This is a genomic window from Rhodoferax antarcticus ANT.BR (assembly GCF_001938565.1).
Classification (GTDB): domain Bacteria; phylum Pseudomonadota; class Gammaproteobacteria; order Burkholderiales; family Burkholderiaceae_C; genus Rhodoferax; species Rhodoferax antarcticus.
This window is the reverse complement of sequence record NZ_MSYM01000018.1, coordinates 1-20,078: the sequence shown is the minus strand read 5'-3', so window position 1 is coordinate 20,078 and position 20,078 is coordinate 1. Positions and strand designations below refer to the sequence as shown.

Genomic DNA, 20,078 nt, shown 5'->3' with positions numbered 1-20,078 from the left:
AGGTAAGCTTCTTTATAAGCGATTTATGGCGCTAGCCCTTACAAAATAAGCGCAGGCAGCTATATAAAAAATAGCACCTGTGCTCTTGTTGTGGCTTAACCGTAGACCGGGAAGCGTGCGGTTAGCGCGTTGACCTTGGCGCGTATCGCATCAATGTTGGTAGCGTCTCTTGGGTTGTCCAGCACGTCCGCGATCAAATTAGCAGTCATGCGAGCTTCTTCTTCCTTGAAGCCGCGGGTGGTCATGGCGGGTGTGCCAATGCGCACGCCGCTGGTGACCATGGGTTTTTCGGGGTCGTTGGGGATGGCGTTTTTGTTGATGGTCATGTGCGCGCTGCCCAGCACCGCCTCGGCTTCTTTGCCGGTGATGCCCTTGGCGCGCAGGTCGACCAGCATCAAATGGCTCTCAGTGCGGCCACTCACAATGCGCAGGCCACGTGCAGTGAGCGTTTCGGCCACCACGCGGGCGTTGACCAGCACTTGTTGCTGGTACAGCTTGAACTCGGGTTGCAGCGCTTCCTTGAAAGCCACTGCCTTGGCCGCAATCACGTGCATCAGCGGGCCGCCCTGCAGGCCGGGGAAGATGGCGCTGTTGATGGCTTTCTCGTGCTGAGATTTCATCAAAATGATGCCACCACGCGGGCCGCGCAGGCTCTTGTGGGTGGTGCTGGTGACCACATCGGCGTGCGGCACCGGGTTGGGGTAAACGCCTGCAGCAATCAGCCCGGCGTAGTGGGCCATGTCGACCATGAAGATCGCGCCCACATCTTTGGCTACCTTGGCGAAACGTTCAAAATCAATAGCTAGAGAGTAAGCACTGGCACCGGCTATGATGAGTTTTGGCTTGTGTTCGTGGGCCTTGCGCTCCATGGCTTCGTAGTCAATGGCTTCGTTCGCATCCAGGCCGTAGCTGACCGCGTTGAACCATTTGCCGCTCATGTTCAGCGCCATGCCATGCGTCAGGTGGCCGCCTTCGGCCAGGCTCATGCCCATGATGGTGTCGCCGGGTTTCAAAAAGGCCAAAAAGACGGCCTCGTTGGCTGATGCGCCGCAGTGCGGCTGCACGTTGGCCGCTTCAGCACCAAAAATCTGTTTGACACGGTCAATGGCGAGTTGTTCGGCAATGTCGACAAACTCGCAGCCACCGTAATAGCGGCGGCCGGGGTAACCCTCGGCGTATTTGTTGGTGAGTTGGGTGCCTTGCGCGGCCATCACGGCAGGCGAGGCGTAGTTTTCGCTGGCGATCAGCTCAATATGGTCTTGCTGACGCTGGTTTTCGGATTGGATGGCAGCAAACAACTCTGGGTCGGTTTGCTCGATGAGAATATTGCGGTTGAACATGGCAGTCCTAAAAGACTATGGGCCTGAGCGTCATCCATCTGATGACACCAGGGCTGCCCAGGCGAACGGCTGATCACAACACCCACATGAGTTTTGCGGCACGCTCCCCCGTGGTGTTCCCACATCGGCGCTCTAAACCCGATGCGGGTAGAGCGCCTATCGCCAGTTGCGTGCCGGGCTATTTTAGCCGACGGCTTTTACTTCAAGGCCACTGTGGCCGAGGTCGCACTCGCCTCGTCGGGGCTTTCAGGCACGCTCGGCGGGGCCGCAGGTGTGCTGGCTTTTAGCGGCGCAGTAGGCGGTGGCACCCAAGCTGGAACCGGCTTGCCCAAAGCAACTTGCTTCAACCGAACGTATTCGTTCATGACTTTGGCTGTGTAGCCGCCGTCATATTCCAAGTTGGCTGCGCCCACGTAATATTTCAGGCCACCTTCGATGGAGCCGGCAGCACGGATGCAGTCCTGCAGCACTTTTACGCCCACCCGCAGATTAGCCAGCGGATCAAAAGCGGCAAATTCCCCACCATAGCTTTGGTATTTGTCGCTGTGAACGCGCGTCATGACCTGCATCAGTCCCTGGGCGCCCACGTGGCTTTGGGCGAACGGGTTAAAGCCAGATTCAATGGCCATGACGGCCAAGATCAGAGTTGGGTCCAAGCTCACGCGTTTGCCAATGTCGTAGGCTTCCGCCACGATGGCACTGACTGGCTCGGGCGCGACACGGTATTTTTTGCTCAGCCACAGCGCCACAGTGGCTTGTTGCTTGGGCAGGTCTTTGGGGTGCGCGGCGGTGGCGCGGTCGCTGGCAACCGGGTCGCTGACCAAGCCGGTCAAGTCAACGCGGCGTTCTTGCAGCCAACTGAACAATTGGGTTTCGCCCAAAGCCCGCAATTCGGGGCGGGCAAACAGCGCAATAGAGACAAAGAGAACAACCAGCCCGATCAGGGCAATGCTGTTGTGGGTGATATCGAAAAAGCCTTTGGCGACGGTCGAGGTCACGCGTCGCAGGCCAAGGAATAAATTTGTAGATGCTGACATAGCTTCTCCTTCTTGCGCGGGGGTTCAGTGCGTGGCACTTGATGCTGCTGATCTGAACGCTCGCCTGGGTTGTTACGCTATCAATATCCTGCGGTTGGCTTCTTTCTTGTGTGGTGCAGAGACTTGATGTTGCCGGGGTTGGCAGCTTAGGGTATACCCGGGTTTTCCGAGTTTGGCAAATTCTAGGGGGGATCAATATGCCTGGTCAACCATATGGGTTTGAGTCGTTATGCCTAAAAAGTGGATTGCCGAGTAATTTGCTACACCTTTTGACGAGTTTCAGCCCTGAAAATCCGGGCTATGACTACTGAACAGCGCAGCCTTGCCGTGACCCTTCATTCGACCCTTGCCAAGCCCTGGCTTCGCCGCTTGCTTTGGGCGCTGGGGGGGCTGCTGATGCTGTGGGCGGCGAGTTGGCTGATGGTGCCGCTTTTGCTCCAATCGCAAGCCCAGTCCCAGCTAAGCACGCTGTTGGGGCGTCAGGTGAGCGTGGGCGAGGTCGACTTCAGGCCCTGGTCTTTGGAGCTCAGCGTGCGTGATGTGGTGGTTGCCCGCGCAAGCAGCGCAGAGCAGCCCAGCGTTACCTCAGAAAACCCAGCGCAGGCCGATAAATCGTCCCAGTTCACGCTACGGCGACTCTATATAGATATGGAACTGCAATCGTTGTTGCGGCTGGCGCCGGTTGTGGATGCCGTTGTGGTGGATTCGCCACATTTGCGCCTCACACACACGGGTGAGGGGCATTACGACGTGGATGACATCTTGGCCCGGTTGGCGCCCAAGCCGACAGACCCGGCTGAGCCAGCATCCAACGCGCTGCGCTTTGCGCTGTACAACCTGATGCTGTCTGACGGTCTGGTGGAATTGACCGACGTGCCCAATAACAAGGTGCATAAGTTAAACCAGCTGACGCTGAACCTGCCGTTTTTGAGCAACCTGGACGCCAAGCGCGACATTGTGGTGCAGCCCGCGCTGGCATTTAACCTGAATGGCAGCCAGTTCGACAGCACCGCCAACACCTTGCCGTTTGCCCAAACGCGCAAGACCGACGCACAACTTCTGGTCAAAGACCTCGACCTGGCGCCCTACCTGGCCTATTTGCCCGCCAGTCTGCCGGTGCGGCTGGGCTCGGCGGTGCTGGATGCCGATCTCAAACTCGCCTTTGAGCAGACCGACAAGCCAGCGGTGATCCTGAGCGGGCTGGTCAGCGCTAGCAAAGTTCAGATCAGCGCCGCGCAGGTGGGTGCCGCCAGGCCCCCGGCCAGCGCTGAGCTGCTGAGCTTTGACCGCCTGAGTGTGCAGCTCAAGAGTGTGCAGCCGCTGCTGCGCCAGGTGAGCTTGGGGCAGGTGACCTGGACCCAGCCGCACTTCAATCTGCAGCGCAACCGCGCGGGTGTCATCAATGTACTGGCGCTGACCATTTCACCAGCGGTATCAGATGCTACAAGAAACAAAGCTGTCAGCGCAATAGCAGAAAGGGCTGAGGCCGAAAAAGACCTAAAACCTGCTAATACCGCCGCAGCCACTGCAGACGCGCCCGCCTGGCGGGTAAGTGTCGACAGCATCGTTTTGCAGGGCGGTGAAGTGGCTTGGCGAGACCAAGTGCCCACGCAGCCTGCGCAACTCAGCTTGACGGCGCTGAACCTGCAGACCAGTGCGCTGGCGTGGCCTTTCAGCCAGCCCACGCCGTTTGATGGCAGCGCACAGTTGGCCGGTGCCGCGCTGCAGTTCAAAGGCAGTGCCACTGATCAGGCGGCCGAGGTCACGGCGCAGTTGGCGGGCTGGCCGCTGAGTTTGGCGCAGCCGTATCTGGCAGATGTGCTGGTGCCCCGGCTGGAAGGCTCGGTCACGGCCGACCTGGGTGTGCGCTGGGCCGCCGCCAGCGGCAAGCAAGCGGCGCAGACGGCCCTACACGTCAAGAGCCTGAGCCTGGACAAACTCGCCTTGCGCGAGGGTAAAAAGCCGCCGCTGGCCAGCATCGGGCAAGTGCAAGTCAACGACATGGCGGTAGATCTGGGCCGCCAGTCCGCCAGCCTTGGCAAGGTCCAGGTCAGCCAGCCGAAGCTCGCTATCAGCCGCGCGGCTGATGGGCGCTGGATGGTGCAGGATTGGATCAGGGCATCCGGCACGCAAGCAGCAACAGCAACGCCTGCACCATCAATAGTGCCAACCGCTGGCCCCAAAGCTGTGGCCGCCAAGCCTGTGGCCAATCAACCGACGCCATGGCAGATCAAGCTCGATGACCTGCAACTCAGCGATGGCAGCTTTGCCTTTGACGACCAGTCCACACCCACACCGGTGACGTTGGACGTGGCAGGTGCCAGCCTGCAGGTTAAAAACTTCACCAACACCGGCCGGCAGACCTTCGGGCTGAACCTGTCGGCGCGCCTGCGCCACAGTCACACCGAGCCGGGCAAGCTGGCCTGGCGTGGCAGTGGTGCCTTGAGCCCGCTGGCGCTCAATGGCGACCTGAACGCCGAGCGCTTGCCGCTACACGCGCTGGCGCCGTACTTGAGTGACAGCTTGAACGTCAACCTGCTGCGCGCTGACACCAGCTTCAAAGGCCGCATCGGCGTGACCCAGCAAGCCGCTGGTTTGGCGCTGCAGGTCAAAGGCGACGCGCGGCTGGAAGACCTGCGGGTCCGAAGCCTGGCGCAGGCCGAGCCTTTTGTAGCCGCTGAAGAATTACTGAGCTGGAAAAGCCTGAGCCTGAGTGGCGTGAACCTGGCCATGGCGCCCGGTGTAGCCACCCAGCTGGCGGTGAAGGGCACGGTGTTGAGTGATTTTTATGCCCGACTGATTCTGAGCGCAGCCGGACGACTGAATCTGCAAAATATAACAAAAGAGGCTGCAGCCCAAGCAGATGCTGCGTCAAATGCTACTAATGGTATAGCGACTACACCTGCATCCGTGGTATCGGCTGCTTCCGCTCCGGCTCAGGCGGCCACGCCGGTGAGCAGCGCGCTGGCCCCGGTGATTCACTTTGGCCCGGTGAGCCTGCTGGGCGGGCGCGTCAACTTCACTGACCGCTTCATCAAGCCCAATTACTCGGCAGATCTGACCGAGCTGGTGGGCAAGCTCAGCGCTTTCTCATCGCAAACTGCAGCGGGTGACATCCAGCTGGCCGACCTGGCGCTGCGTGGCCGCGCTGAGGGCAGCGCTACGCTAGAGGTGCTGGGCAAGATCAACCCCTTGGTAAAGCCGATTGCGCTGGACATCACGGGCAAGGTGCGTGATCTGGAGTTGGCACCGCTCTCTACCTATTCAGCGCGTTACGCGGGTTACGGTATCGAGCGCGGCAAACTCAGTGTGGATGTGGCCTACAAGGTGCAGCCGGATGGCATGTTGACTGCCAGCAACAAGGTGGTGCTGAACCAGCTCAAATTCGGTGACAAAGACCCCAACGCCACCAGCAGCCTGCCGGTGAAGCTGGCGGTGGCGCTGCTGGCCGACCGCAACGGGGTGATTGACATTGACCTGCCCATCAGCGGCTCGCTCAACGACCCGCAGTTTCGTCTGCTGCCCCTCGTTTTTCGGATCATCGGCAACCTGATCGTCAAGGCTATTACCTCGCCCTTCAGCCTGCTCGCCAGCGCGTTAAGCGGCGGCGGCGGTGACGAGCTCAGCATGGTGCCCTTTGATGCCGGCTCGGCGGTGCTGAATGACCAAGCCAAGACGGGCCTGGACAAGGTAGCGCGGGCGCTGCAAGACCGCCCAACTTTGAAGATGACGGTGGTCGGCACCGCCAGCCTGGAGGTGGAGCGCGACGACTACAAACGCCAGCAGTTGCAGGCGCTGGTGCAGGGTGAAAAGCGCCGAAGCCAGCCGTCTGCCGAGGGCAAAGAGACCGCAGCGGCGCTCAAAGTGACGGCAGAGGACTACCCAGCCTTGTTGAAATCGGTCTACAAGCGGGGTGATTTTCCCAAGCCGCGCAACCTGGTGGGCCTGACCAAAGACATCCCCGTGCCCGAAATGGAAGCCTTGCTGCTGGCGCATCTGGACGCCTCCGAGGCCGCCATGCAGGCCCTGGCGGTCAAGCGCGGGGTGGTGGTGCGCGATTATTTGGCCAGCCTGAAGCTGCCCAGCGACCGGCTGTTTTTGGGGGCCGCCAAAGCGGTGCCCCCAGAGGCCAAATGGCGTCCGCGGTCCGAGTTAAACCTAGCCACAGAGTAGGGCGCATGGCCAAACTGCGTAAATGTTTTGGCTATAGCAGCAAAACCCGGCGAAAATAGAGGCTTTCCCTGTCGCACCCTGGCAGGCGTCCTTTATTTTTGTGTACGCGATGTCGATGTTTCCTTTCTCCAAAAACAACCCTGCTGACAACCTTTCTGACGCCCCTGTGGCGCCCACCAAAACCCACGAGGCTCATCCGCTGGACGTGCTGACGCATGGCGCGTTTTCGGCGCAAACCTCCGGCGAACGCATGGCCAGCATCCGCGAGTGGCTGGCCAGCGGCCCTACGCCTGAGCAGTTGCAGCAGGTGTTCAAGGAGCTCAGCGGCAAGGACAAGGGCGCAGCCAAGCTGCTGCGCGAAAAGCTCGACGAGATCAAACGCAGCAAAACGCAAGCCACCATTGCGCTGGAGTGGGCCGACAAAGCCCAGGCGCTGCTGGCCGTGCCCAAGCTGAACCTGGCCGATGCCCTGGCCTGGCAGCGTGACGCCGCCAAGGCCGGTGCACCGCTGAGCAAAGAGCCGCTGGCCGGCCTGAAAGCCCAACTGATGGAGCGGGTGCGCGCCATTGAAGACCTGCAGCACCGGGTACAGGTGCAGCGCGAAGCGGCCGTGCTGGTCGCCCAGCGCATTGAAGTCTTGTCCACCAAACCCTGGCGCGACGCGCAAGCTGCCCACGATGCGCTCAGCGCGGATGTGAGCAACTGGCAGACCGAGGCCAGCGCCTTGGCAGGCGACGCCAATTGGCCCAGCGTGGACGCCAAGTTCCCGCCGCTGCTGCAAGCCTCGCAAGCGCAGCTGGGTCTGGTTTGGGAGGCTTTCCAGGCCGCATTGACTTCCACCGTGCTGGCCGCTGAAGACACCACTGCCGCATTGCCAAATGTGCCAGTGTGGGCGGATGAGCTGCGCGTGCTGCGCGGCATTCCGCTAGAGCCAGTGGTGAAGGCACCCAAAGCACCGGTTGACCCAGAAATCAAAGCCAAGGCCACGTCTGCTGTGGCTGACGCACTTGCAAAATTAGAGCAGGAAGTGACCCAAGGTCACGGTAAGGCCAGCGCCGGTGCCGCCAACGCGTTGCGCAATGCCTTGAAAGAATTTGGCCGTCTCATCGACGACAAGCTGGAAAACCAGGCGCGCGGCGCGCTGGCCGCAGCTGGTGAGTTGGAGGGCTGGCAGCGCTGGCGTGCCGACCAGTTGCGCGAAGAACTGGTGGCCAAGGCTGAGGGGCTGCTCAAGCGCCCTGAAGGTCAGGCCATCGGCGGGCGCAAGATGCAGGAAACCCTGCGCGCCCTGCGTGACCAGTGGAAGCTGACCGACCAGGGCGGTGTGCCGAACCACGGCCTGTGGAAGCGTTTTGATGAAGCCTGCAACGAAGCCCACAAAGTGGTCGAGGTCTGGCTGGAAAAACTCAAGTCAGAAACGGCCGAGCACCGCGCGCATCGCCTGGCACTCATTGAAGAAGTCAAAGCCTTTGCACAGGCCAACCGCACCGCGCTGGACGACGACTGGAAGGGCTTCAGCCGTGTGCTGCACCAGTTTGGTGACCGCTGGCGCGAATCCGGCCATGTGGGCGAAAAAATCTATGCCGAGCTGAACACGCTCTGGAAAGCCGCCATCGACGAAGCCGCCGCACCGCTGGAGGCGCTGCAAAAGCTCAGCCTGGCAGCCCGCCACGCGATGATCGACGAGGCCAAAGCCCTCGGTGCCCAAGAGGTGCTGCGCATTGACGCGGTGAAGGCGCTGCAGCAACGCTGGCAGGCTGAGGTGCACCGCGTGCCGGTAGACCGCCGCCACGAGCAAAAGCTGTGGGACGCGTTTCGCAAACCCATCGACGACGCCTTCACCCGAAAAACCGCAGACCGCGAAAAGGCACAAAGTGCCTTGAGCGAGCGCGACCGTATGGTTTTGGACGCCTCCAAGGCGCTGCAGGCGGCCAACGCCTCGGGCGACGCGCAGGCCATCAAGAGCGCCATGGCTGCGCTGGACGCTGCCTTGCGCGGCCAGGCGCAGGCGCAAGCGGCCGTCGTTGCCAGCGCCCAGACTTCTGAAGAAAAAGAGGCTCTAGCCCAGACGCAGTCTGCGCAAGCAGCTACTGAAACAGAAGCTAATCCTGATGCTACGACCGAGGCATCTGCCGAGGCGTCCACCGAGGGGTCTTCCGAGTCCTCCGGCGAAGCTGCAGGTGAAGGCGCTGCCCCCGAGGCGCCGACACCTGTGGTGCGCAAACCCGTGGTGGCCATGCGCGGTGATGACCGCCCCGGCATGAAAAAAGAGGCGCCCGCGGCCCCCGGACGTGGTGGTAAGTTTGGTGACCGCAAAGACGCCGGCCGCCCAAGTGGTCGTGATGGTGGCCGTGATGCCCGCCCCGGTGCGCGCACCGAAGATCGTGGCGGGTTCCGCGACGCGCGCCCAGACCGCGCGCCGATGGGTGAGCGTTTTGACGCACCGCGCCTAGGCGACGCTGCTTTCCGCGCCCAGCGTGATGCGCTGGAGCAGGCCCAGTTTGCGCTGCGCAAGCTGGCCGCCCAAGCCCATGGCGAGGCACTGACCCATTTGCTCACCGCCTGGGAAAAGCGTGACGCCGAGCTGGTGCCCGGTACGCAAGAGCTGGGCAACCGCGTGGCCCCGGCGGTGCGGGCCGCTTGGTCCAAAGCCATAAACCAAGCCGTCAACCAAGCGCCAGCAGGTGATGCCAGCACCGCACTGCTGCGCCTGGAGATGGCGGCTGAAGTACCGACACCCGCAGAGCACATCAGCGACCGGCGCATGTTGCAGTTGCAGTTGCTCACCAAGCGCAACGATCCGGCACCGGTGCAGACCTGGGGTCAAGACGCTGCCGTGGTGTTGGGTGGCGCGTTTGAGCCCGCCGCAGCTCGGCGCCTGCAAAATGTGCTGAAGGTGCTGTTGAAGCCCTGATGAAGTTTGGCCACGCCCGTTGACCAGGGCTGGGTCAATTTCTTCTGTAGAAGTGGCTGACTAAAAAAGCTTGCAGCGCTCTGGCGTCGCTCCGTGGCGCAGCCGCAGCACCTCCAGACGCGGCGGCGTGGCAGCCGCATCCCAGTCACTCAACACCAGTCTGCGTAACGGGTTTATGCCCCCCGGATTCAGCAGGTGATCTGCCGGATGATGGGTGTGACCGTGGATGAGGGTGTTGGCTTGCGCCGCATCCAGCCAGTGCAGCGCGGCGGGAGTGTCCACATCGGCATAAACCGCGCCACTGGTTTTGCGGTATTCACTTTGCGCGCGCAAGCTGCGTGCGATGATTTGGCGCTCAGCCAGCGGTTTGGCCAGAAACGCACTTTGCCAGGCGGGTGTGCGCACTTGGGCGCGAAATTGCTGGTAGTCGGTATCCCCCAGACACAACGCGTCGCCGTGTGACAGCAGCCAGCGTTGCGCGTCAAACACCAGCACCGTCGGGTCAGGCAGCAGTGTCATGCCGCTGGCAGCCGCAAAAGCGTTACCCAGCAAAAAATCGCGGTTGCCGTGTAAAAAAAACAGCGGAATACGCTCTGAGGCAGCAGCCAGAAAGTGCTGGCATTGGGCCTCGAAACCCGGCGGTCGACCGGGCAGCACGCTGGCCACGTCATCACCCACCCAGACTTCAAACAAATCGCCCAGGATAAACAGGGCGTCGGCCTGGGTGCTGCCCAGATACGTCTGAAACGCGGCAAAGGTGGCGGCTTCGCTGGCTTGCAGGTGCAAGTCAGAGATGAAGTCGATACGGTGCCAGCGGGCAGGTGCCGCCAGCACCGGCCAGTCTGATGGCATCAAACCGGCGGTTAAGGGGCTGGACATGGCAGGCTAAGGTGAACAGCCAGCGCTGGTCAGTCGTGGTGATGCGTGGTGGTATGCGTTGTGCTAGACCGGGCCGGTTTACAACGCCACAGCCTTTTCGATCACCACGTCTTCTACCGGCACGTCGTCGTGGTGACCCTTGCGGCTGGTTTTAACCGCCTTGATTTTGTCCACCACCTCGCTTCCAGCCACTACTTTGCCAAACACCGCGTAGCCCCAGCCTTGCTGGCTGGGTGCAGTGTGGTTCAAAAAGCCGTTGTCAGCGATGTTGATGAAGAACTGTGCGGTGGCAGAGTGCGGGTCACCGGTGCGGGCCATGGCCACGCTGTAGTTGACATTTTTTAGGCCATTGTTGGCTTCGTTGGTGATGGGCGCGTCGCAGCTTTTTTGTGCCATGCCGGGCTCCATGCCGCCGCCTTGCACCATGAAGCCGGGGATGACGCGGTGAAAAATGGTGTTGTCGTAGTGGCCCTTGGCCACATAGCTCAAAAAATTGGCGGTCGATTTGGGCGCTTTGTCCTGGTCAAGTTCCAGGGTGATGACGCCGTAGTTGGCAATGTAGAGTTCGACTTTTGGGTTGCTCATGATTTATTTCACCAGGGTTGCAGAGTTGATAAGAATAGGCGTTTTGGGAACGTCCGAGGGGAACGGGCCACCCGACCCGGTGGGCGTCGATTTTATTTTGTCAATGGTCGCCATGCCCGAGACCACCTGGCCAAACACCGTGTAGCCGTAGTCTCGCGCGCTCGGGTTCAGGAAACTGTTGTCGTTGACGTTGATGAAAAACTGCGCGGTGGCCGACTGCGGGTCGTTGGTGCGCGCCATCGCCAGCGTGCCGGAGACATTGCGCGGACCACCTTTTTCAAGCGCCTGGCGGCCTTCATGCACGACGGGTGCCCGGGTGGCTTTCTGGGCGTATTTCAGATCGAACCCGCCACCCTGGACCATGAAATTGGGGATGACGCGGTGGAAGATGGTGCCGTCGTAGTGTTTGTCACGCACGTATTGCAAAAAGTTTTCTACCGTCTTGGGGGCTTTGTCGGGGTACAACTCCACCACAAAGTCGCCCGCCGAAGTGGCAAACCTGACCTGCGGTGAGGCCTCGGCCTGCGCGTTTGATGCTATTGAAAAAATAGCTGTAGACGCAATAGCCATAAGGGCTAGAGTGGCTTTCTTCTTGAAACTCATCAGATCACCCCTTCGTAAAAAATTGTCCATTGGCCCGAGCGGTGCTGCCAGTACTGGCGTTTGGTGGTGCCGGTGCGCTGGCCTGCAGCCACTTCGCCGAAGGTGACCACCATGGTTTCCTCCTTGTCCTGCCAGTGCAGCAGCGACAGGTCTTTCAACTCCAGCTCGCGGCCCCGGTTTTTCGCCAGCTCGCGCGTCAGTTCGGGCAGCAGGCCGGCCATGGTTTTACCATTGATGCTTAAACCTGTGGCGTAAAAGCTGTTGAGTTCCGCCAGATTGCCGCTGGATTTGGCCTTGCGCCAGGCAGCCAGGCGAGACTCAAACGGGCCAGAACTCTTTCGCGTCTGGCTCAGTGCCACCCAGGTAATCTGGCTGGCGATGACCACCGGCGTGCTGCGTATCGCCACAGTTTTGATGACGCGTTCCAGGTCCGGGTTCGCCATCACCACGCAGCCGTCGCTGGCAAGTGGTGGGCGGGAAAACTGGTCGGGCGGTGTGCCGTGCAGCCAGATGCCGCTGCCGGTTTTGCCGCGACGCAAGTCCAGCATGTTGGGGTAATTGATCGGCAAGGCGCCGGAGCCATAAAATTTTGTCAGCGATTTCGGATCCAACTGGCTGGTGATGAAATACACGCCCAGCGGTGTGCGCTGGTCACCTTCGGTCTGCTTTTCAACACCCAGTTTTCCTACCGAGATGTAGTAGTCATCCACCAGCTTCATGCCGCTTGGTTGATTTTCAAACAAGTAAAGCCGCGAGCGTGAGGCATCCACCGCAATGGCGTGCTTATTAGCACCGGACAGCTGCACAAACTCGGCGGGTACAAAACCGGCGGGTGGTCGCTCTTTCAGGGCTTTCAGGCGCGCCGCTGATTCAGCACGCAAATCAGCCAGGGCCGCAGCATTGGCCTGGCGCTGGGGGGCCGGTACTTTGCCAACGTTGTTCGGGGGCCGGATCCGGGCCGACAGAAGGTCCGCATAAACCAATTGGGCTAGCGCAAAGTGGGGGTAGTCGCGCACCAGAATCTCCGCTAGGCGTAGCGCCGGGCGGGTGTCAGAGCGGCCAATCAGACGGTAAATCTCGATCAGACGCGCTTCGGCCACACCGCCAGAGCTGGCAAGCGTTTCGGTTTTTGTGGTCACTGGCTTGGGCGTGACAGAGGTGTTGGCGCTGCTTGGCGCCAACATCAGGCAAGCCCAACAAATCGCACATAGCAGGGAAGCAGTCTTTGGCAACATAAGATTCAGGAACATGACCGGTAGTTGGCACTACCGGGCCAACACCCACTGATCAAGGCTTGGCGCGGCTTCAACGGCCTGTCGATTCCCGGGTGATCAGCCAGTTTTGCCCCGACTTCTTCAAGTCCAGGGTTTTTTGGCTGAAAACCGACAGTCGTTCTGCCTTGTAGGCCTGGCGAAAACTGGCCACCGCCTCGTCACCCCGAACACGGATGTTCAGGTTGGTGACCTTGACGCTGATGCTCTTTTTGCCAACGATGCGGTCATAACGCTCTTTTTTCCAGGCGCTCAGGCTTTGCTTGCCAGCGGGGTCGAAATCGGGGCTGTAGGCTTTCAGGTAAGCGTCCATATTTTTGGCCGACCAGGCCTTGGTCCAGGCCAGCACGGCTGCTTCAACAGCCTTGTTGGCTTCAGCGTCCAGCGGCACAGATGTGGGCTCAGTGCTGCTGGTGGCAACAGGGGTTGCCGAGGAGGTTGTGGCTATCGGCGTAGCTGTTGCCACGGCGGCAGCGGGGGCTGCGGGCTTGGCCATAGCAGTTGCCCTTGCCATTGGCGCTGGCTTGGCTGCCGGAATCACCGCTTCGGTGACTACGGGCGGGCTGGCAGGTGGGCGCGGCTTGCCCAAGTTGGGTGCAAACACCTCACCGATCACGGCCAGTTTCGGGGAAACGGCGGTGTTGCCGCTGTCTAGTTGCAAAGCCTTGTTGTACGCCTGACTGGCCAGTCTGGCGTAGACATCACCCAGGTTTTCGTGGGCAGTGGCGTAGCTGGGGTTGGTGCGGATGGCCATTTCCAACGCCGACCGGGCCTTGTCATACAAACCTTGGCCGGCATACAGCACCGCCAAGTTGTTGTAGGGTTCGGGTAGTTCCGGGTAGTCTTGCGTCAGTTCGGTGAAGGTGGCAATGGCCTCAGTGGGCTTGCCCTGGCTGCGCTGGATAACGCCCTTGAAAAAGCGCATCTGCGGGTCACCCGGCTTGGCAGCCAAGTGGCTATCTACCCGCGTCATGGCTTCAGAAAACTTGTTGGCGCGCATCAGCTGACTCACGTCGGCGTACTCATCTGCATAGACCGTTGCAGTCAAGCAGGCGCTAGCCAGTACCAGTAAACGAAGCGACTTATAAAGAGCGTTGGGAGCCTGTTTCATGGACACTGAGGGTTGGAGTAGAGAAAAAAGTCGCGATACCGGCAACTGACGATGGGGCTTTATACTGCCTTCCATTGTAGCGGAGGGCTTGCTTTCGCAGCCCTTGTCTGACCAGCCTGAACGCGTTTCATCTCTGATCGCGCAGGCAAATTGCCTCAACAATTGCTTGAACGACACCGGCGTTTTCAGCCTCTAATCGAATCCAATTTTTTAAACCCCATGAGTTTGCGCATTTTTAACACCCTCTCGCGAGAGCTGGAAACTTTTTCCCCCATCGAACCCGGCCAGGTGCGTATGTATGTGTGCGGCATGACGATTTATGACCTGTGCCACATCGGCCATGCGCGCATGATGATGGCGTTTGACGTGGTGCAGCGTTGGCTCAAGGCTAGCGGCTACCAGGTCATTTATGTGCGCAACATCACGGATATTGACGACAAAATCATCAAACGTGCGCTGGAGCGTGGCATCACGATTCGCGCGTTGACGGATGAGATGATCGCCGCCATGCACCACGATATTGCGCTGCTCGGCATTGAGCCACCGACGCTGGAGCCACGCGCCACCGACTATGTGCCACAGATGCTGAACCTGATCAAGCAGCTCGAAGGCAAGGGCTTGGCCTACAAGGCGGCCAATGGCGATGTCAATTTCGCGGTGCGCAAGTTTCCCGGCTACGGCAAGCTGTCGGGCAAGTCGGTGGATGAATTGCGCGCCGGTGAGCGCGTGTCGGTGCAGGACAGCAAGCAAGACCCGCTGGACTTTGTGTTGTGGAAAGCCGCCAAACCCACCGAACCCGAAGACGCCAAGTGGGATGCCGACGCGCTGGGCTACGGCTACGGCAAAGGCCGTCCGGGCTGGCATATTGAGTGCTCAGCGATGAGCTGCCAGACGCTGGGTGAAACCTTTGACATCCACGGCGGCGGCGCGGATTTGCAATTTCCGCATCACGAAAACGAAATCGCCCAGAGCGAAGGTGCCAGTGGCAAGGCGCTGGCCAAATTCTGGGTGCACAACGGTTTTGTGCGGGTGGACAACGAAAAAATGTCCAAAAGCCTGGGCAATTTCTTCACCATCCGTGATGTGCTCGCCCAGTTCGACGCAGAGACCGTGCGCTTTTTCCTGCTGCGCACCCACTACCGAACCGCGCTGAATTACAGCGATGTGCATCTGGACGATGCGCGCAGTGGCCTCAAGCGCTTGTACACCGCGCTGGATCTGGTCACGCCAGAAGCAGTGGCGATTGACTGGGCCGAGCCTTTTGCCGCGCGTTTCAAAGCGGCTATGGATGACGACTTTGGCACGCCGGAAGCCGTGGCCGTGCTGTTTGATCTGGCCAGCGAGGTCAACCGCACTCACAGCGGCCAGTTCGCAGGCCAACTCAAGGCGCTGGGGGGCTGTCTTGGCTTGTTGCAGGGTGATCCACGCCAGTTTTTGCAATTTAGGGCGGGGGCGGCGCTCACCGCGCCCAGCCCGACGCTTCATGCAACAGGCACCGCAGAGGCTGTGGCAATGAACCAGCCGGGTTTGGATGATGCCGCTATTGACCGCTTGATCACTGAGCGAGCGGCTGCGAAGGCTGTGAAGAATTTTGCCGAGGCCGACCGCATTCGCGAGGATTTGTTGGCGCAGGGAATCGTGCTGAAAGACGCTGCAGCCGGGACAAGCTGGGAAGCGGTTAACTGATGGCTTATATGTTTTTTATGCCTCTAGCCCTTATTGAATAAGCGATGATAGCTATTGAATCAATAGTATGCGAGGTGCCAGCCTACTGGGCGGACGCCTGCAAGCATCTGATGAAGAAAGATCGGGTCATGAAGCGGTTGATCCCGCAGTTTGGTAAGGCGTGTTTGCAAAGTCGTGGCGATGCGTTTGCCACACTGGCGCGTAGCGTGGTGGGGCAGCAGATTTCGGTCAAAGCGGCACAAACGGTCTGGGACCGCTTTGCGAAACTACCGGAACACATCACCCCGTCACAGGTGCTCAAACTGAAGATTGACGACATGCGCGCTGCCGGTTTGAGCGCGCGCAAGGTGGAATACATCGTTGATCTGGCGCTGCACTTTGACAGAGGTGCGCTGCATGTGGATGCCTGGATGGGCATGGACGACGAGGCCATCATTGCCGAGCTGATCGCCATCCGTGGCATTGGCCGCTGGACCGCCGAGATGTTTTTGATCTTTCATCTGATGCGCCCCAACGTGCTGCCGCTGGACGATGTGGGTCTGATCAACGGCATCAGCAAGTGCTATTTTTCGGGTGATGTGGTCAGCCGCAGCGACGCCCGAGAGGTGGCGCTGGCCTGGGCACCATACCGCACCGTGGCAACTTGGTATATTTGGCGCTCGTTGGACCCGGTGCCGGTGGAATACTGAAACCTTGCGGGACAGACCAGGATTTACACGAAGTGAAATCTGCTCTGTCCCCAACATGTCGTCGGATATTTGGATGTTTACCTTGCGGGACAGACCAGGATTTACACGAAGTGAAATCTGCTCTGTCCCCAACATGTCGTCGGATATTTGCCCTGCAGGCTGGACCGCTAAAAAGGATTACTTATGGCTAAAAAGACTTTCCTAGATTTCGAAACGCCGATCGCCGAGTTGGAAAACAAGATCGAAGAGCTGCGTTATGTGCAGACCGAGTCCGCTGTCGATATCTCGGCTGAAATTACCCAGTTGGCCAAAAAAAGCCAACAACTCACCAAAGATATCTACAGCGACCTGACGCCCTGGCAGATCACCAAAATTGCCCGCCACGCCGAGCGCCCCTACACCATGGATTACGTGAACGAGCTGTTCACCCATTTTGTCGAGATGCACGGTGACCGCCACTTTTCAGACGACCTGAGTATTGTGGGCGGCCTGGCGCGCTTCAACGGCACGCCCTGCATGGTAATTGGCCAGCAAAAAGGCCGTGGCACCAAAGAGCGTGGCCTGCGCAACTTTGGCATGAGCAAGCCTGAGGGGTACCGCAAGGCCTTGCGACTGATGAAAACCGCCGAGAAATTCAAGCTGCCGGTGTTCACCTTTGTCGATACACCTGGTGCTTACCCTGGCATTGATGCTGAAGAGCGTGGTCAGTCCGAGGCGATTGGCCGCAACATATTTGAGATGGCGCAACTGGAAGTGCCGATCATCGTCACCATCATCGGTGAAGGCGGCTCGGGCGGGGCGCTGGCCATTTCTGTGGGCGACCAACTGCTGATGTTGCAGTACTCAATCTATTCGGTGATCAGCCCTGAAGGTTGTGCCTCGATCCTTTGGAAAACGTCCGAGAAGGCGCAGGAAGCAGCGGATGCGCTGGGTATCACTGCGCACCGACTCAAGGCGTTGGGCGTGGTTGACAAAATCATCAACGAGCCGGTGGGCGGTGCACACCGCGACCCGAAACAGATGGCCACGTTCCTGAAACGCGCCCTCACCGATGCCTACCGCCAGATCAAAGACCTCAAAGCCGACGAGTTGCTGGAGCGGCGCTACAACCGCTTGCAAAGCTATGGCCGCTTTACTGACATCAAACCGGGCAAGTAAATTCGCTGCTCATGCGTGATGGCGCACGCTTCGGTGCGCTGCGCTGCGCGTTGCCTACCACGACAAATTTTTGTCTCTGCTGACATTGCAGGCAGCGCCATGACCCAATCTTTGGCGCAAGCCATGGCCGCCTTTGCGCCTGAATTGCCATTGGCAGTGGGCTACAGCGGCGGCGCAGATTCCACGGCGCTGCTGCTGGCGTGTGTGCAAAAGTGGCCCGGCCAGGTGAGCGCCGTGCATGTGCACCATGGGCTGCAAGACGCGGCGGATGATTTTGAGGCGCACTGCCAGCGCGTTTGCGCTGCACTTGATGTGTCGCTCACGGTGCAAAAAATGGATGCCAGTCACGCGCCTGGGCAAAGCCCAGAGGACGCTGCTCGTCGTGCACGTTATAAGGCTTTTGAGGCTCTAGCCCTTATGGATAAAGCGCAAGTAGCTATTAAATCAATAGCTATTGCACACCATGCCGATGACCAAATTGAAACTCTGTTGCTGGCCCTGAGCCGGGGTGCCGGTTTGCCCGGCTTGAGCGCCATGCCGCAGCGCTGGACGCGCGCCGGCCTGAGGTATTACCGGCCCTTACTGCGGGTGAGTGGGGCTGACATCCGGCGCTGGCTTGCAGAGCAGGATGCGGCCTTTGTCACCGACCCCAGCAACGTGGATGAGCGTTACACACGCAACCGTATTCGCGCACAGGTGCTACCCGCGCTGGCGCAGTGTTTCCCGCATTTTCGAGACACCTTTGCCCGCTGCAGCGCGCATGCCGCGCAGGCACAAGCAATTTTGCTGGAAGTGGCCCAGCAGGACCTGGCACTGGTGGGCGTGCCGCCGCGCATCAAGCTTTTGCAAGCTTTAAGCCAACCGCGCTTGGCTAATGTGCTGCGTCACTGGCTGCACAGCTGCCACCAGGCGACACCCAGCGCCGCGCAATTGGATGAGTTGATGCGCCAGATTGCCGCCTGCCAGACACGCGGCCATGCGCTGCATCTAAAGATTGCCCAGGGCTTTTGCGAACGCCGTGGCGCGAACTTGCATTGGTACAATCTTTAGCTTTTCAGCCTGTAAAAACCCCAAAATGCCTTTGATTGTTCACAAATACGGCGGCACGTCGATGGGCTCTACCGAGCGCATCAGCAATGTTGCCAAACGCGTTGCCAAATGGGCACGCGCCGGTCACCAGATGGTGGTGGTGCCCAGCGCCATGAGCGGCGAAACCAATCGCTTGCTCGCTTTGGCCAAAGAACTGGCCCCCGCTAGGCCCACTGATGCCTACAGCCGCGAGCTAGATATGCTGGCCGCCACTGGCGAGCAGGCCTCCAGCGCGCTGCTCGCCATGGCGCTGCAGGCGCTAGGGTTGGAGTCGGTCAGCTACGCTGGCTGGCAGGTGCCAATCCGCACCAACAACGCCTACACCAAGGCACGCATCGAGTCGATTGACGACAAAAAGGTGCGCGCGGATCTGGATGCGGGCAGGGTGGTCATCGTCACCGGCTTTCAAGGTCTGGATGACCAAGGCAACATCACCACGCTGGGCCGCGGCGGCTCAGACACCTCGGCGGTGGCGGTGGCTGCAGCCATGAAGGCCGATGAATGCATGATCTTCACCGACGTGGACGGTGTCTACACCACTGACCCACGCGTGGTGCCGCTGGCGCAACGACTGAAGTCGCTCAGCTTTGAAGAAATGCTGGAGATGGCCTCCATGGGCTCCAAGGTTCTGCAGATTCGCTCGGTAGAATTTGCCGGCAAGTACAAGGTCAAGCTGCGTGTTTTGAGCAGTTTCACGCCCTGGGATATCGATATTCTTGAAGAAGCCAAATCTGGCACGCTGATTACTTTTGAGGAAGATGAAAACATGGAACAAGCCATTGTTTCTGGCATTGCGTTTAACCGTGATGAGACCAAGATTTCCGTCCTGGGCGTGCCCGACAAGCCCGGCGCCGCCTACCAGATCCTGGGCGCGGTGGCCGACGCCAATGTTGAAGTGGACATGATCATCCAGAACCTCAGCAAGGACGGCATGGCAGACTTCAGCTTCACCGTGAACCACAGCGACCATGCCAAGACTCTGGACATGCTAAAAACCGTGGTATTGCCTAAACTGGGCGCGCAAGCGGTCGTGGGGGACACCAATATCTGCAAGGTGTCGATCGTTGGTATCGGCATGCGTAGCCATGTGGGTGTGGCTAGCACCATGTTTCGTGTACTGAGCGAAGAAGGCATCAACATCCAGATGATTTCTACCAGCGAGATCAAAACCTCGGTGGTGATAGACGAAAAGTACATGGAGTTGGCAGTGAAAGCCCTGCACAAAGCTTTTGGCTTGGATCAGGCCCCTGTCTGATAAATGACTACCAAGTCGTGAGATAATTGCGGCTCTGATTTTCAGGAAACGTGACCGAGTGGCCGAAGGTGCTCCCCTGCTAAGGGAGTATGGGGTGTAGAGCCTCATCGAGGGTTCGAATCCCTCCGTTTCCGCCAGATGAAAACCCTAAGTGATTGATTTACTTAGGGTTTTTTCATTTTCTACGATGATGTTTTTTTCTATCCCATCATCTAAGCCATCGTTGCAAAAATGCGCATTCTGCAACACGTTCTTTTAGAACTTGCCAAGTCGCAATGTAGAAATAAA

At 59.5% G+C, this 20,078-nt stretch carries 14 protein-coding genes, 1 tRNA gene and 1 riboswitch; of the genes, 8 read left to right on the top strand and 7 right to left on the bottom strand.

Annotated elements, in window-relative coordinates; genetic code table 11:
• Nucleotides 1–95 precede the first annotated feature (95 nt).
• Both glyA and BLL52_RS16290 read right to left on the bottom strand, forming a co-directional pair.
• Nucleotides 96–1,340, bottom strand: a complete 1,245-nt coding sequence (gene glyA, locus BLL52_RS16295) for a serine hydroxymethyltransferase (RefSeq protein ID WP_075587726.1) — start codon at nt 1,338–1,340, stop codon at nt 96–98.
• A gap of 48 nt (nt 1,341–1,388) precedes the next feature.
• Nucleotides 1,389–1,520: riboswitch (ZMP/ZTP riboswitch) on the bottom strand.
• A 17-nt stretch (nt 1,521–1,537) separates the two neighbouring features.
• On the bottom strand, nt 1,538–2,377 hold the full coding sequence (locus tag BLL52_RS16290) for a lytic transglycosylase domain-containing protein (protein ID WP_075587725.1): 840 nt from the start codon (nt 2,375–2,377) through the stop codon (nt 1,538–1,540).
• Between the two features lie 300 nt (nt 2,378–2,677).
• Here BLL52_RS16290 and BLL52_RS16285 point away from each other — a divergent pair, with 300 nt between their 5' ends.
• Entirely contained in the window at nt 2,678–6,550 is a 3,873-nt protein-coding gene (locus BLL52_RS16285; protein ID WP_075587724.1) for a DUF748 domain-containing protein, read from the top strand.
• 115 nt (nt 6,551–6,665) lie between these two features.
• Nucleotides 6,666–9,464 carry a DUF349 domain-containing protein gene (locus tag BLL52_RS16280; protein WP_075587723.1) on the top strand — a complete coding sequence of 933 codons (2,799 nt, stop codon included), beginning with the start codon at nt 6,666–6,668 and terminating at the stop codon, nt 9,462–9,464.
• A 60-nt stretch (nt 9,465–9,524) separates the two neighbouring features.
• Here BLL52_RS16280 and BLL52_RS16275 read toward each other — a convergent pair whose 3' ends face one another.
• From BLL52_RS16275 to BLL52_RS16255, 5 genes are all read right to left on the bottom strand, one after another.
• Entirely contained in the window at nt 9,525–10,343 is an 819-nt protein-coding gene (locus BLL52_RS16275; RefSeq protein ID WP_420852632.1) for a UDP-2,3-diacylglucosamine diphosphatase, read from the bottom strand.
• A gap of 78 nt (nt 10,344–10,421) precedes the next feature.
• Nucleotides 10,422–10,928 (bottom strand): peptidylprolyl isomerase, encoded by a 507-nt coding sequence (locus BLL52_RS16270; protein ID WP_075587722.1) that lies wholly within the window; start codon nt 10,926–10,928, stop codon nt 10,422–10,424.
• A 3-nt stretch (nt 10,929–10,931) separates the two neighbouring features.
• Nucleotides 10,932–11,531 (bottom strand): peptidylprolyl isomerase, encoded by a 600-nt coding sequence (locus BLL52_RS16265; RefSeq protein ID WP_075587721.1) that lies wholly within the window; start codon nt 11,529–11,531, stop codon nt 10,932–10,934.
• Nucleotides 11,531–12,715 (bottom strand): L,D-transpeptidase family protein, encoded by a 1,185-nt coding sequence (locus BLL52_RS16260; protein WP_241839229.1) that lies wholly within the window; start codon nt 12,713–12,715, stop codon nt 11,531–11,533. Before BLL52_RS16260 ends, BLL52_RS16265 begins: the two co-directional genes overlap by 1 nt.
• A 121-nt stretch (nt 12,716–12,836) precedes the next feature.
• Nucleotides 12,837–13,913: a nuclear transport factor 2 family protein gene (locus tag BLL52_RS16255; RefSeq protein WP_075587720.1), complete on the bottom strand. Its 1,077-nt coding sequence runs from the start codon at nt 13,911–13,913 to the stop codon at nt 12,837–12,839.
• 219 nt (nt 13,914–14,132) lie between these two features.
• On the opposite strand from BLL52_RS16255, the gene cysS reads away from it, so the two are divergent.
• From cysS to BLL52_RS16225, 6 genes are all read left to right on the top strand, one after another.
• Entirely contained in the window at nt 14,133–15,599 is a 1,467-nt protein-coding gene (gene cysS / locus BLL52_RS16250) for a cysteine--tRNA ligase (protein ID WP_075587719.1), read from the top strand.
• A 44-nt stretch (nt 15,600–15,643) separates the two neighbouring features.
• Nucleotides 15,644–16,288: a DNA-3-methyladenine glycosylase family protein gene (locus BLL52_RS16245; protein ID WP_075587718.1), complete on the top strand. Its 645-nt coding sequence runs from the start codon at nt 15,644–15,646 to the stop codon at nt 16,286–16,288.
• Between the two features lie 183 nt (nt 16,289–16,471).
• The gene (locus BLL52_RS16240) at nt 16,472–17,446 is read left to right on the top strand and encodes an acetyl-CoA carboxylase carboxyltransferase subunit alpha (RefSeq protein ID WP_075587717.1); all 975 of its coding nucleotides are present in this window, start codon (nt 16,472–16,474) and stop codon (nt 17,444–17,446) included.
• Nucleotides 17,447–17,545: 99 nt separating this feature from the next.
• Nucleotides 17,546–18,496: a tRNA lysidine(34) synthetase TilS gene (tilS, locus tag BLL52_RS16235; RefSeq protein ID WP_075588006.1), complete on the top strand. Its 951-nt coding sequence runs from the start codon at nt 17,546–17,548 to the stop codon at nt 18,494–18,496.
• 25 nt (nt 18,497–18,521) lie between these two features.
• Nucleotides 18,522–19,790 carry an aspartate kinase gene (locus tag BLL52_RS16230; RefSeq protein WP_075587716.1) on the top strand — a complete coding sequence of 423 codons (1,269 nt, stop codon included), beginning with the start codon at nt 18,522–18,524 and terminating at the stop codon, nt 19,788–19,790.
• A 44-nt stretch (nt 19,791–19,834) separates the two neighbouring features.
• A tRNA-Ser gene (locus BLL52_RS16225) sits at nt 19,835–19,927 on the top strand.
• Nucleotides 19,928–20,078 lie beyond the last annotated feature (151 nt).

Bases quoted from the DNA above. Each gene is read 5' to 3' on its own strand.
- glyA (WP_075587726.1), bottom strand. From the start codon at position 1,340: ATGTTCAACCGCAATATTCTCATCGAGCAAACCGACCCAGAGTTGTTT.
- BLL52_RS16290 (WP_075587725.1), bottom strand. From the start codon at position 2,377: ATGTCAGCATCTACAAATTTATTCCTTGGCCTGCGACGCGTGACCTCG.
- BLL52_RS16285 (WP_075587724.1), top strand. From the start codon at position 2,678: ATGACTACTGAACAGCGCAGCCTTGCCGTGACCCTTCATTCGACCCTT.
- BLL52_RS16280 (WP_075587723.1), top strand. From the start codon at position 6,666: ATGTTTCCTTTCTCCAAAAACAACCCTGCTGACAACCTTTCTGACGCC.
- BLL52_RS16275 (WP_420852632.1), bottom strand. From the start codon at position 10,343: ATGTCCAGCCCCTTAACCGCCGGTTTGATGCCATCAGACTGGCCGGTG.
- BLL52_RS16270 (WP_075587722.1), bottom strand. From the start codon at position 10,928: ATGAGCAACCCAAAAGTCGAACTCTACATTGCCAACTACGGCGTCATC.
- BLL52_RS16265 (WP_075587721.1), bottom strand. From the start codon at position 11,531: ATGAGTTTCAAGAAGAAAGCCACTCTAGCCCTTATGGCTATTGCGTCT.
- BLL52_RS16260 (WP_241839229.1), bottom strand. From the start codon at position 12,715: ATGTTGGCGCCAAGCAGCGCCAACACCTCTGTCACGCCCAAGCCAGTG.
- BLL52_RS16255 (WP_075587720.1), bottom strand. From the start codon at position 13,913: ATGAAACAGGCTCCCAACGCTCTTTATAAGTCGCTTCGTTTACTGGTA.
- cysS (WP_075587719.1), top strand. From the start codon at position 14,133: ATGAGTTTGCGCATTTTTAACACCCTCTCGCGAGAGCTGGAAACTTTT.
- BLL52_RS16245 (WP_075587718.1), top strand. From the start codon at position 15,644: ATGATAGCTATTGAATCAATAGTATGCGAGGTGCCAGCCTACTGGGCG.
- BLL52_RS16240 (WP_075587717.1), top strand. From the start codon at position 16,472: ATGGCTAAAAAGACTTTCCTAGATTTCGAAACGCCGATCGCCGAGTTG.
- tilS (WP_075588006.1), top strand. From the start codon at position 17,546: ATGACCCAATCTTTGGCGCAAGCCATGGCCGCCTTTGCGCCTGAATTG.
- BLL52_RS16230 (WP_075587716.1), top strand. From the start codon at position 18,522: ATGCCTTTGATTGTTCACAAATACGGCGGCACGTCGATGGGCTCTACC.